This window comes from Pseudocoprococcus catus (assembly GCF_019734885.1).
GTDB classification, from domain to species: Bacteria; Bacillota; Clostridia; order Lachnospirales; family Lachnospiraceae; genus Coprococcus_A; species Coprococcus_A catus.
Map to the genome: position 1 here is coordinate 1 of NZ_JAAXCM010000010.1, position 14,997 is coordinate 14,997.

8 protein-coding genes are annotated in these 14,997 nt (G+C 34.8%); all 8 read right to left on the bottom strand.

All coding sequences use genetic code 11. From position 1 onward, the window contains the following. On the bottom strand, positions 1–4,998 hold a 4,998-nt coding region (locus HED67_RS00950), incomplete at its 3' end, for a leucine-rich repeat protein (protein WP_221717244.1). A 77-nt stretch (positions 4,999–5,075) separates the two neighbouring features. Next, positions 5,076–6,488 carry an O-antigen ligase family protein gene (locus HED67_RS00955; RefSeq protein ID WP_221717245.1) on the bottom strand — a complete coding sequence of 471 codons (1,413 nt, stop codon included), beginning with the start codon at positions 6,486–6,488 and terminating at the stop codon, positions 5,076–5,078. Between the two features lie 226 nt (positions 6,489–6,714). Beyond that, positions 6,715–7,770, bottom strand: a complete 1,056-nt coding sequence (locus tag HED67_RS00960) for an acyltransferase (RefSeq protein ID WP_221717246.1) — start codon at positions 7,768–7,770, stop codon at positions 6,715–6,717. A gap of 15 nt (positions 7,771–7,785) precedes the next feature. After that, on the bottom strand, positions 7,786–9,981 hold the full coding sequence (locus HED67_RS00965) for a glycosyltransferase (RefSeq protein WP_221717247.1): 2,196 nt from the start codon (positions 9,979–9,981) through the stop codon (positions 7,786–7,788). 2 nt (positions 9,982–9,983) lie between these two features. Continuing rightward, positions 9,984–10,982, bottom strand: a complete 999-nt coding sequence (locus HED67_RS00970; protein ID WP_221717248.1) for a glycosyltransferase — start codon at positions 10,980–10,982, stop codon at positions 9,984–9,986. 16 nt (positions 10,983–10,998) lie between these two features. Then, positions 10,999–12,042, bottom strand: coding sequence for a glycosyltransferase family 4 protein (locus HED67_RS00975; protein ID WP_221717249.1), 1,044 nt, complete (start codon positions 12,040–12,042; stop codon positions 10,999–11,001). Next, a complete protein-coding gene (locus HED67_RS00980) occupies positions 12,023–14,035 on the bottom strand; it encodes an HAD family hydrolase (protein WP_221717250.1) in 2,013 nt (670 codons plus the stop codon). Before HED67_RS00980 ends, HED67_RS00975 begins: the two co-directional genes overlap by 20 nt. A 38-nt stretch (positions 14,036–14,073) precedes the next feature. Next, entirely contained in the window at positions 14,074–14,982 is a 909-nt protein-coding gene (locus tag HED67_RS00985; protein WP_330656600.1) for an ABC transporter ATP-binding protein, read from the bottom strand. Between the last annotated feature and the right edge of the window lie 15 nt (positions 14,983–14,997).

Genomic DNA, 14,997 nt, shown 5'->3' on the forward strand with positions numbered 1-14,997 from the left:
CTTTAAGACAACTGTTGCAGGAAGGACCGTTGCTGTCACACCCTTACTGTCAAATCCGCCCAAAATATTTTCTCCATTAGAATTCATATAAGCACGGACTGTGTAAGTATAAGCTGTTCCGATTGTACCTGTTGTATCTGTCCAGCTGTTGTCATCCGCACTCTTTAATTCGGTTACACGTTTCCAGCTTTCTTTTCCACTCTTTCTGTAAACAAGATAGCCCTCTGCATAGCTGACTTTCTTCCAGCTGACATCAATGCCACCTTTATCCTTTGCTTTTGCAGCTGTCAAAGGAGTGGTAACAACTGTATCCTTCTGTGCAGTAAGCACTTCTCCACACTCAGAACAATGACTACCTTCTGTTTTGCCTGGTTTGTCTGTGGTTGCCGCAACAGCTGGATCTGTGACAATTGTGTGCTCATGCTTCTCTCCACCAAGGCTTCCCAACTTCGTCGGTGCATTCGTTACATCCCATACAGAACCATCTGTACGGAGAGCATATACTTTATTCTTATCCGTCCAGTTAACCGTTACATAATCGTCCCAGATTGTCGTTACATGATCAAGGAATACTGTATCATATCGTACAAAAGCACCCTCATGACCATCATAATTGTTGTATAATCTATATCTATCACCATTTAATTGCATTATAAGAGCCGACGATACTTCTTTTATTTCGGAACCATTTGTTTTGTAATAACAATTTTCCTTCTGATACTGCCAATATTCATCAATTGACATCCAATTTCCTGTATCGCTGACATGATTAAGTGCTTTTGCACCAGAATCAATCTTCTTTAACTCCTCCTTGTCTTCATTATATGTATAGATATCCCCTTCTTCTGTCAAAATAAGATCATAATAATCTTCACCTTCACTAAACCAGCTCATATCGGCCACTGTTATTTTTCCTAAATTACAATCTAAATTTAATGAATGAAGATTTTCCTCCTGATCATAATAGGTACTTTTATAATTTCCAAACGACGTTGCAGTCACATTTTCATTGTGAGACGAACAACCACTTGAATAATAAGCCTCTACTACAATAGTTCCATCTGCTTTAATATATGCGCCTGTGTAGTAAGACCATTTTGTGATATCCAATACTTTATCACAAATTATCTCAAAAGATTCAGTATCTTGCCAAACATTTCTGCGCCATAAGGAACCATCTGCCTTCATCAAGTATGTGAATGTTGATCCAGCTACCCACTTTGTCACGCCACTAATCGGCTGCGGGTTATCACTATGTAAATCATAAAAATTACCTTCACTATCCATAGCTCCGCCGCTGGCTGCCTCTATGATATTTTCTGCAATTTTTATATCATTGTCTGACCACAGTGTATTATCCGCATCCAAATAATAACCCATAAACTTCTTTACAGCGCCATTAGAGCCATTTTTCTCATACACATAATCTGCGACATACTGCTTGACGCCTGTATGCGTTTTCTTCAATTCTGGTGTTGTCGTCCACAGATCTCCATTACTGTCCAGAATCTGAGATACATCAAAATCATCCGCGGACTTTACTTCTACCTTATTTTCATAATCACTGCCTACAGTCTGATCTTCCCCTGCATTGATCGTAATGGTAATATCTGTGCTGAACTTTTCTTTATAAACCAAATGCATCTTAACTGTTCCCTGTTTTAATGCAGTATATGAACCCCAGTCTGAATCAGATATGCACTCCTCGCCTTCTGAAATAGTAGTGTTCAAATCCAATAATAAGTTAGCATATCTTGGAATTTGAAATTTATCTCCAGGAACAACTGTCAAATCCTGAATATTGGCAAAATCCCATTTATCCTGATCAGAAACGCCTGATTCAGACAGTGTTAATGAATTTAATTTTTCTAACACAGCTAACGGCTTAATATTAGTTAAATTTTTTGTTTCATCAAGAGACAATTTCTCTAATTTCTGCATGCCGCTTAACAACTTTGCATTTGAAAAATTCGTTCTTCTTAATGAAAGTTTTTCGAGATTTGTTAACTTCTCTATGCCTTCCCATGACCCAACCTGGCAGCCATCCAAATAGAGCTGTTCAAGATTTGTGCAATTCGAAATTCCTTCCAAATTATCAATATTAATATCTAGAATATCCACATCTTTTAACTTTGAAAGCTGCCCCAAAACAGTAATGTCTGTAACATCAGAGCCCTCTGATAAATAAAATGACGTTGCATTTGTTATCTTTTCAAGTCCTGCCAGACTCTTAACCTGCTCACCATAATATGAACCACTAATTTCTATATCTCTTATGCTTTCTACTTCTTTAGTACTAAGATAACCATCTGAATTATTATCATAATCTTCAATCAACTGACCTTGAAGAGCTTCATCTTCAAATACAACAGCATCATCCGGCAGTTGTTTGACGGTAACATTACATTTAAACAATATTGAACCATCTGCATCCTTAACTGCAATGACTGCATTTCCTGGCTGAATGCCCTGAATTTTCAGACAAACATTCTGTTCTTCTTCATATCCATATTTTGGCTTTTCTCCATATACTTTTAAAATCTTGCATACAGATGAATCGCTGCTTTCTGCAGTTAACTGATCTTTATCTGAATATTCCCAATCAAACTTATATTCTCCTTCAGTTCTATCATAATATTTGTTGGAAATCATTAACCATCTGTTGCCGGTAGCTATTGTTTTCTCATAAGTTTTCATTTCTTTAATTTCGAAATTAACACTTACAGAACCTGTATATTTTCCAATACCTGTTACAACAACTGTACCTGTTCCAACTGTATGATTATTCTCATAAGATAATGTATAATCCGTTCCTTCTACCAGTTTCTCTGAATTAAATGCTACATAAACACCTGGCGTTACAGCATTGCCGTCATAAAAAGCATATTTCGGCACTGTTACATTACAGCTGCTTATTGGCACTACCGGATTATCCTTATCAATGAAATTAATATTATTTTCATTGGCATATGCTTCCGCTTTAGAGCCGGATTTTCCAATAATATAAAATGCATCTATCAAATTACCAGATTCATCATATCCTAAGGCACTTGAACCAATGCTTTCCACAGATTCAGGAACATCAATACCTTTAAATCCACACCTTTTAAAGGCACCACTTTCAATTGTTTTTAAAGAAGAAGGCAAAACAACATTTTTCAGTTTTTGACAGCCATTAAATGCATAACTACCAATTTCCAGCAAACCTTCTGGCAATTCTAAAGACTCCAACACTCTAAACTCTTCAAAAGAATCATATGGAATAGTTGTTACATTTTTTCCTATAATCAATTTCTTGGTATCACTCTGAAAACTTCTCCACAAATCTATTCCATCAACTGCTGCCTGTGTCAAATCTGTACCATCTATTGTAAGAACGCCTTCATCACTCAGATTCCATGAAACACCATTTATTTCACCTGTAGTTTCTCTTTTCTCAATCGTTATTCTTACAATTGTATCACTACCTATTTTCGATTGTACTTCTAAATCATATTTATCATCTGCATATAGTTTTTCAACTGGTACGATAACCTTAGTTGTATCCCATGAATTAGTATATGTAGACACCCCAGATGACCTGAAATCTTGTATAGTTTTATCACCTAAAGAATCCATTTTAAAAGTATAAAAGCCATCTTCCTCAGGTTTAAAAAAGACACTCGCCATATCGGTATTACTGTCACTGCCTATACTAATACGAACATAATTATCTCCAACTGTTAACTTATCCGAAATCTTAACAATCTGAAATTCAAGTTTTTCCTCTCCTGTATAGATATTTCCAATACCTGTGACAGTGACCGAAGCTGTACCAATATCCTGATTATTGGCATACTCAACCGAATAGTCTTCACCTTCAACCAGTTCTATATCTCCATCTCTAACAGTTACCTTTGGAGTTTTGGCTGTACCATCATATTCCACTGCTCCCTGTTCTAATGTAATATCACAAATCTCAATTGGAATTACAGGATTTGCAGCATCCACAAATCGAATATTATTTTCATTCGCATACCTTTCAGCTTCAGATTCCTTATACCCAAGAATATAAAAATTCTTCGCGCAATCTGCAAAAACATCGTATACACTAATATATGTCACAGTAGACGGTATCACAGCTTTCAGCAATGAAGAACACCCCTGAAAGGCCCAGTCATCAATTGATTCCACTCCTGCCGGTATATCAATTGTCTTTAAACTTCTACACCCTGCAAAACAACTTGACGGAATCGTTTTTATGGTAGACGGCCATTGAACAGAAACTAACTCTGTACTGTTTTGGAACGTAATATTATCCAAATCAGTAATTCCCTCTTCTATCACCAGCCTTCTTATAGTTTCTCCCTGCCATGGGGCACTCGTAACTGCGCCTTCACCACTAATGGTCAATGTACCCTCTTCATCCAGGGACCATATTGCATTATCACCACATCTGTTTGATAATTTTTCCACTGTAACATTTATTGTTCCTGTCTTGCTACTACTATAATATTGGGCACAGATATAATAAGTCTTACCCGCTTCAAATTGATATGATAATTTAAAGTTAGTATTTTCTCCCCCATCATCATCATCAGTCAAATATTCCATATCACTATCATATAAAGTTGCCTTTGTATCCTCATCCCCTGTAGAATAAATAAAATATTTTCCACTTTCTTCAGGCGTAAAAGACACTTTCACAGAACTGCCTTCCTCAGTAATTTCAACAGCATTTTTCCCCTCATTCAGTGCCATTACTGAATCGGCATACTCCGCTGTCATTGTTTCTGTTTTCTCTGTGACAGTTTCTATTTCCAGCTCCATCGATTCTACATCTGTTTCTGCTGTTTTCTCAGTTTCATTCTCCACAGTTTCTTCTGATACTTTAGTTTCAACTGCTTCTGTTGATTCAGCTAAGGTTTCTTCCGGCACTGTATATTCCTGCGCATAGACTGTTTGTCCAAAAATCATACTCAATGCCATCACAGCTGCAATGAATTTTCTTTTCTTCATAAACCTTTCTCCTTTGCATCATAAAATCTCTATCTTTATCCGAAAAGCTGCCCTTTTCGGTTATTTTTTAGTTGAGTTTAATTCAGCTGAATTCCTTCCAATTTTTGAATGTAATTCTGTATATTTTCATCTAATTCAAAAGATGGCTTTTCATACAATTTCCATGCCCGATCAGATGTCCGTTTTTTCAACTGATCTATCTTATCGGGAACATTCTGGATTTCAGCCAAAATAAGCTGTCCGTTTTCCAAATCTCCATCTCTGAGTGCTGTATCCAAAACATGACTTAAACAAAGCACTGCCTGATTATAATAATACAAATCATATCCCGCACACTTCAGCATCTGATTCTCAGCATCCAACGCTGTTTCATAATTATTCTCCTCTACAGCCTGCTGTAATCTTACCTCCCATGCCTCGGCAATCATTCCGTTTTCCTTAATGATTCTTTCTGCCGCCTGATAAGAAACATCACTTTTCATTGACAACAGCTCTTTTCTCGCCATCGTATTATAAGGATACATTGCTAATGACAAATTCACATTGCCGAAATAATCAGCTCCCAGAGCCACTGAAAAATAAACACAAATGCATCCTGCTGCTCCAATTACTCCACCGACTAATCTGGAGGAAATCTCCTTCTGTTTACCTTCAATTGGCAAACACATAACAAAAATACATGCCATTACCATAAATTCGAAATCAAAATCAAATAAACTATGGAGTACCAGAACCAGCAAAACCAATTTATTCCTTTTACTGTTCTTTTTACTATACAAGCCATACCCTACCAAAATTATCACAGAAATTGCAGCAGCCATTCCGTTATCCATAACACACTGCAGAAGATCATTATGAACAGTTTTGGTAAAATAGTATCCTGTCTGAATCTGCGGCTGTATGAAATAATAATTCATATAACCAACGCCCATCGGATGACGTACAATCAAATTCATGGCATCCTGCCAGTAAAGCAATCGACCATTAAATGTGCTTGAATTCATAGAAATTTCTGCCAATCTTCCTATATCAAGCCCCATCACCATCTGTACAACAACAAGAATCAAAACCGTCAAGCCAGCTGCCAGCAGCTTAATTTTCTTATCTGCTCTGCTTTTCAAAAAAATCCATCCGCCAAACACCACTGTCAGAACAAATACACTTCGACTTCCTGTCATGATAATGCCGACCAATAAGATCACGGCTTCAGCCCATTCCTGATAGGATACTTTTTCTTTACATAATAGAATAATGATTCCAATCAGCAAAAATAAAGCCCATGTATTCGCATACTGCATGCTTCCCCATAATCGGCCTGCACTATAAAAATAACTTCTTATTTCTGGAACAAACCATGCTGCAAAAGCAATGCTATTGATACATGCTCCTGCGAAGGGTATCGCATCAAATACATCATTTCTGGAATGATCTTCTAAATTCATCCACAGCAATCCAAAGATGAAAACTGCCGCAATTCTCACAATGCCCATCCATGCAGCTCCGTTATCAAAAGCAAATGCGCATGTAGCTAAGGCACTACCTCCAAAGAGGATGCCACTGTATAAAATGATATCTTTGGGCATCAAAATCTTTTTCTTCCCATGAGGCAGAATTAACAATAAACCTGCAAAAACAGCACCCATCGCCATGGCTGCAAAATCAAAAAAACCACCCCAGAATAATACACAGCAAAAAGTTATTCCTGTAATAACACACTTACTTTTCTTTTGGCACATAATATTGTCCATACATCTTTTCTATCAACTTTGAAATACCCACTGTTGTTATACCACTCTGGTAAAGATGAATAATCATTTCTTCCAATGGATCTTTCCTTTTTTGATTTACCGGAAAATTTTCATTATTATTTTGATAAATAACGCCATTCTGATCTTTGCACTGCTCTAAACTATCAAAATCACTTGTTTCAATCAAATCCCGTGCCCATATCACATTTTCGCGAATAATTTTTGCCGGACTGCCTGCCAGGACAGCGTTTGTTGGAAATTTTCCAGAGGTAACAGTTCTGGCTCCACATACACAACCATCACCGATTTCTGCCCCGGCAAGAAGTTCTACTTCACGGCCAATCCAAACATGATTTCCTACAACAATATCTTTCGGATAGTTAATTCTTTTCTTTGTTGTTCTGTCAAAAATTAAATGCTGATCGGACTGCATGAGCGAAACAGCTTTCGCTAACATACAATCTTTTCCAATTATAATTTTTCCATATGTATTAACAACAATAAAAGCAAAAACAACTGTCGTTTTTTCACCAATACTCAGATAACCATGATGCCCCAGCATTTTAATTTTCAATCTTTCTTTGACACTGATATTCTCTATATGAATATCGGCATTCTTACTATTTGAGACATCTATAAAAATGTTATCTGTTGCTCTTTGTGAAATAGAAATTGTATTCTGATTCCAATCTGTATATTTTCCACCAACAGCTTTTAAATACTTACTGCTTAATCCATTTTTATTAAACAAAAACTCCATATGGCAATACGGTATCTTCTTATCCCTGCACCATTTTGCAGCCATACTTACTTCAGAAACACTTGCCAGACAAATAATTACAAATGGATTTTTCAATTCTAATATTTTTTCCTTATCAGCTAAGAGTTTATAATCCTCTTTGTTTTTTATGTAATCCAGATTGCCAAAAATATACTCTACTTTGACCTTTTCACGAATCAATTCAATATGCTCATTAAAGTACTGATATCCTCCCCAAGCTACAATACTATAGTCTTTTAACATTTACTTTCAGCTCCTTTATTGTTCTACTAATGCTTCTCTGACCAGAGGAATATCTTTATAAGGGGATTGATTATAATAGGAATCATATAATTTAGAAAGATATCCCATATCATACTTCCATGGTTTTTCATGGCTTCCCAAATGAAGAATTCTTGCATAGTCAAAAGCCTCTCTTTCTGTATCCGGCAAAATCTCACCATAAAATACAGATAACTGTTTCACATCCCACCATTCATAAAACTTATTCAGAAAATTATATCTTGGTGAAACATAGACAAGCTTTCTTCCCAGCACAACATTCAATGCATCCTGATCCATAAAATGATTGATACCATGAATTCGATAATCTACCATCTGATCACTAACATTATCTTTACGCATTCTTGTCAGATTCATCAGCATCATTCCTGAATTAAAGTAATAGCGATGCGGATATTTCAAAAACTTCATATGTTTTGGATTTCTTTCCGGCAAAATGTCTTTAACAACTGCTGCATATTTTCCTGTTATATCTGTGTTATAAAGTTCAAGCAGATCTCCCTGTACAAGAATATCCCCATCCAAATAAAGAACCTTTCCTACTTTATTGAGAATAGATGGTATCTTAAATTTTAAAATAGCAGCTGGTGTAACATGTCTATCCCCATCACCTTTTACATAGTTTTTAAACTGCTCATCCTGTTTTACATCAATAATATCCAGTATAAAATTATCTGCCGCCAACGAATTAATTTTCTCTCTGCTGTCATCAGATATTTCTGATGCTAATATATGAATTTTGTAAACAGTTTCCGGTCGCTTATTAATTTTCAAGGATGTCAAAGCTACTGTAGTTGGCATACAATATCCTTCATCTGTAATAAATACAATATGACAAATATTGTTTTTCTTTAATGTCTGCTCATATTGTTCATCATATAATTGCTTATCCTTATTTTTTCTTGACATCCAGGTCAAGGCTCTTCCCAGTTTGTAACTCGTAGAATGCCACATTTCAAAATTATAATCACTCTGAGATCTTCTCTGATTTTCACACATATTCAGCAAATATTTTAAATCTTCATTTTTCTCCTTCAGTTCCCGTATCTCATCTTCATACTTTTTATGAATTTTATCTGATTCCTTCTTTAATACATCCTTTGCAAGAAAAGCAATCGGATTATTCAGAACGCATTCCAGTTCTTCTCTTTCTTTTTTTAAGAACAAACTCCAGTCTATCTCGTGCTTTTCATTTGCCTCAACTAATTCTTTATGAAACCGACTCAGATATTCCATTTTATATTCAGGTGCTACACGATTATATGTAAACATATAATTCAGAAATTTTTTTCTGCTGTAAGGATAAATATAGTCTTTTTCCAATTCCGGTTTTTGATTCATAATATTTCTGATAAATTCGTATTCTTTATTCATACAGTAAACCTTGTTTTTGCTGTAAACCGATGAATTTGGATTATCTCTACGATTGTAGTAATATGGTTTATTATAGAAATACACCCGCTTTGCATACATCATCGTCTGGAACCAAAAACCGTTGTCCTGATAACTAGCGCCCGCCGATTCATGATGCCGTATACAATTTTCTACAAGAAACTGCTTTCTGTAAATTCCGCTCCAAGTCTGCATAACAAGACTAAAAACTCTCTTGTCCTTCATTGGATCAATTACCTTGTTGTAGCAATCTTTTGCTCTGGCAGCTATATCAATATATTGACATTGAAATTTGCCATTCTCTTTAGCAAATCGATTAAAGTCTGCTTTAATAAAATCTACCTTTTCTTTTACGGCAATTTTGTAGAGATCTTCAAACATATGTAAGTCTACAAAATCGTCACTTTCAACTATGCCTATATATCCCCCTCTGGCATTATCTATGCCAATATTCATGGCATGGCCATAACCGGCATTATCTTTATCAATAATACGGACTCTTGAATCTTTTTTTGCATACTTCATTAATTTTTCCAACGAGTAATCTTTAGATCCATCATTGACGCAAATAAACTCTATCTCTTTCATTGTCTGATGTATCAGACTCTCCATACATTCATCTAAATATTGTTCCACATTACAAACAGGAACAATTACAGATACTTTAATGCCTGTATCTGATTCCTTATCAAAATTAACCCACTGATGCACAGTTACTTTACTTCTTGTTTTCTGCACCGCATTTTCCCATGTTTCTTTGCTGCTTACTTCCTGCTTCATAACTATCTTCCTCGTATTTTTTTTATTATATTTTTCAATCGTGAATCGTGATAGCGTTCTTCTTCTATTAACTGCTGTATTTCAAGCCACTCATTCGGTAAAAAATAGGATTCTTTTATGTCCCCTATTTCATAATCCTGCCGCCATTCACGTTTAATACATTCTTTATATTGATCTATATTCTCTGAAGTTGCTCTATTTAAGTTAAATTTATATGTCTGATATTTTTTTATGGCATATGCATCTATGAATTTTTCCATTCTTTTGTTTCCTCGAATGAGATTTCTAATAAACCTATATTCTTCATTCGCGCAATACAAATTATTCGGATTATTCACAGATGATTGCGGATTATCTCTTCTGTTCATGTAAAAGGGAACATTCACATACATTATGCTTCTACAAAAGCACATCGTCTGAAACCAAAAACCATTATCTTGAAATGACGCTCCCGGCGATTCATTGAATCGAATATTATTTTCTTCAATCATTGTCCTTTTGTAAATGCCGCACCATATGTTCATCAAAAATCTGAAACATATACGTTCTTCCTCCGGAATAATCAAACGATGATAAAAAGAATCATCTTCTGCCACTGACTGATATGCCTTTGCTATTTTACCGTTCTTTGTTCTAAATCGATAAAAATCTGACTTTACAATATCTGCATCATATATTTTTGCAATATCATAAAGATACTCTAACATCGGTCTTTTTATAAAATCATCCGGCTCCACAATAGCAATATACTCACCCGTTGCCAGATGAAGTCCCTCATTCATTGCATGTCCATACCCATAATTCAAATTTTCAATAATATGTATTCTAGAATCTTTCTCTTTCAAATAATTGAGTATTTTTCCTGAACTATCCGATGAGCCATCATTGATACATATTATTTCAAGCTCAGACAGCGTCTGATCTAAAACGCTTCTCAAGCATTGATACAAATATTTCTCTACATTATAGATTGGTATGATAACTGAAACTTTTGTATGCATTTACTTTCTTCCTAACTCAAGTAATATATTCTTCTAATTTCTTTCTATATATCTTTTTTGTAGATGTTTCTAAATATCTCTTTCTCATCATCAAACCTTCCACCAAAAGTTTTCTTCGGCTCGTAAATTGACTCATTTTTCTTGTTAATTGCGCTACATTTTCAACTTCATACAGGCAATCCGAATTATCTTTTAATACATATTGAGCACCTACATTTTCAGACATTATAACTACTTTTCCCAGCATAGCTCCCTCTAATGCAACTAACGAACATGCCTCATCTCGTGAGGAAACTACAAAAACATTCATCTTTTTATATAATTCCATTCTTTCACGTTCATTCTGAATTTCACCGTGAAAAATAATTCTTTTATTATTCTTTGGAACAACCTGCTCCCAATAATCATGCGACCATTCCGGTACTCTTCCAACAATATGTAGCGTTGTTATAGAACGAAGTATTTCCGGCATATTCAGAAAAGCCTGTACCGCAATATCTATCCCTTTCCTATATTCGACTGTTCCTGAAACTAAATAATGGATCATTGAATCTTTCACCCAATTCATTCTATGAAAAGATTCATCTTTCACCCAATTATGAATTACTCTTATGTTTGTAGAATGGCATTGCAAACGAATCATTCTTTTGGCATAATCACTCACACAAAATATTTCATTTATATTTCTTAACGTTTTTTCGCTTATACCGCATTCTCGAACTAATTGTGATATGTTTCCAGCCTCTCTTATAAAAAGAATGCTCCTTAATATGCATTGGGCTCTGACACACAATTCAGCCGTAAAAACAGTATTAAAAACAGCTACCTGATATTCCTTTAATTTATATAACCATTGACTATTTTCAAAATCTATAAAATCAACTCTATATCCTTTCTTGTTAAACTCCTCTTGAAACTCCCCCCTTTTACAAGTCCATATATCCACTTGCCATCCTAATTCACGCAATACATCCGCCATATTCAGCAAACTCCTTGGGGCTCCTGTATACGTTAATTCATGGGATACCAACAAAATTGATTTACACAACATTGGTTTCATCCAATATTTCCTCTATTATTTTTATAAATTCTGTGTTTTCGTTTTGTTCTAAAAGCTGCATCGGTGCATAAGCATCTCTGCCGCTTACAGTTCTTAATTCAGGAATATTATGTGTCATTTTTTTGTATGCCTTCACAAAATCAATTATTCCCCTTTGTATTCTTCTTATAGATTCTTTGTTTTTAGGCGGTGCATTCAATCTGCATTTTATTTTCCCAGTATGATCAGAATAAAATCCTCGGAAACTTCCATTGTACGAACTCATCAATGCCTCCCACAGCAAATTGTGCTTCTTATTCGGATTATGAAATTTCCATAAATCCCTATTCTTTTCCTGAGAATACATATAGCTTATTAACTCACCGCTTTTCAGAAAAGTTTCACTTGAATCAGGTTCTGCATTGTTAGCTGTATTCGTACCGGCAATAATACCGGTCACATCACAATCAAAATTCCAAATCTCTTTAAACAAATATGTTAATGTTATCGCTCCACTCCCTGCCCATCCAATATCAACTACAACAACAGCACGGCTATTTTCTACAATAGGTTTAAAATATTCCTTTCCAGCATCAACCTGTTCCTTATAACTGTTTAAAATATATTCCCAATTTTTTTGTAAATATGCTTTAATACCATCAACATTTTTATCAGTCAATATCGTTTTTGCCTGCATATTATTCTCTTTGCAAATATCCTCCAACATCCATGTCAAATCCATTGTCTTCAGAACATCCGCCAAAGTATAATCCTGATTAACTTTATGATAAAGAAACCTTCTAAAAAAATCATATTTGAACCTGCTGGACGCCATCTTGGTTGCTGCAATTCGAGACCAATAGACATACGCTATTTGATCCATTTCATCTGGATATAATATTTCCCATGCTTTTCTTAAAATATCTCCATCTCTTGCTAAAAATAATATTTTATCCACGTTATGATTGGCTACATATTGATGTATAAATTGGCAATACCCTACAATAAATAATCCTCCATAAATATATCCATACTCATAAAATCTTGAGTAATGGCATAATCCATTATACAAATGTGCATTAACTATCCCCCTGTACAAGCTTCCAGTAATAACTGACATGTCCTGACACCTGAAAAGATTTCCTAACTCATTTACATTCTTATAGTAGAAAGTATTAATTCCTCTTTTTCTTGCCTGTTCAATATCGGATATTTTATTATCTCCAATATGTATCCATCCTTGTCGTTTAACACCTGTTTTCAAAAGCCAATCATACATATCCCCCTGACTCTTTGATTTCAAACAGTCACAAGATATAAAGCTTGCCATTGGTTTAGGATAACCACATTTTTTCAGTAGTAATTCAATCACATTCTGATCCAGATACATATCTGAAACAACCATATACTTTTTCTCTTGTTTATCTAACTCACGAATGACTTCCAGCATATATGGATTTGCAAAACAAAATTCTTTCTCCGTATTTATCTCATTTTCTATTCCTTCCACTTTATCTATACCACATTCCTTTGAGATAATTGTATAGATATCATCTATATTTACTTCGTAGCTTCCTGTTTCTTTATATTTTCTTTTTCTGGCCGTTTCTTCCATTTCCTCACGAATACGTTTATAATCCGGATATTTCATTTTATATCCCAATATATAGAATAAATCTGATGGTTTGGAAAATGGTCTGAAAATCAAAGTATCAAAAACATCAAAAGAAATTGTTTCAAATTTCATTAACTTGTGTGCTAATGTTTTTGGATCTGGTAAAATTTCTAATGTTGACTCACTGTTTTGATCGCATAATTTCTTTATTTCGCTTTTGCAGGAATTTCTCTCGTTTCGGAATCCTTCGGGCAATAAATACCATGAGCAATTTAACCTCAGCAAATAAACCCAACAGCCTATTCTTCCTATGCCCGATACTTGTCGACGTTTTTCTTGATATTCTGTTCGAATTTCCGGCACTTGATTAACTAATAATTCATATAATTCGTTTTTCATTTTCTCGGTCCTATTCACCAAAAGCAATCAAATTTTATTTAAGCAGTTCCCATCTTTTCGTATGCATCACATACAGTTTTTGGATCTCCGATCATACGTAAATGACCTTTTTCAATCCAGATAGCTTTTGTACAATTGCTTTTTATAACCGATGTAGAATGCGATACAATTAAAACAGTAGAGCCCGCATGCATCATAGATTTTATACGTGCTTCACTTTTTTTTCTAAAAAACATATCTCCTACACTTAATACCTCATCCAAAATTAATATTTCAGGTACTTCTCTAACTGTCGCAATTGCAAATGCCAGACGAGAAACCATTCCCGACGAATAATTTCGCACCTTTTCATCCATAAAACCTTCTAGCTCTGCAAATTGAACAATTTCATCATAATGCTGATCAATATACTTTTTATCGTATCCTATGATGGCACCATTTAAATATACATTTTCTCTGCCCGTCAATTCATAATCAAATCCTGTTCCCAATGTCAATAATTGTACCTTATTTTTGTCAACAAATACTTTTCCTTTGGAAGGTATCAATGCTCCCGATATGATCTTCAGTATAGTACTTTTTCCGGAGCCATTTGTGCCTATAATTCCAACCACTTCTCCCTTATATATTTCAAAACTAATATCATCTAATGCTCGGAATTTTTCACACTGATACTGACCTGTTACTGAACGGATTGCTAATTCTTTCAAACTAGTTGCCTCATCTTTCTCTCTCTTAAAATCCATTGTTATATTCTGGACTTTAATTTCCAATTCAGGAACATCTAATTTACGTATTCTTTTTTGTTCATTATTCTTTTTTTGATTCAGTTGACTTCTTTGTTTTTTTCTATTTCGTCTACCATGCCATAATATACCTAACGCCGCACAAGAGACTACCAGCATTAATAAACCTAAAATTATCGTAATTTCAATCAAAAAATCCATGATTCTCTAACCCGC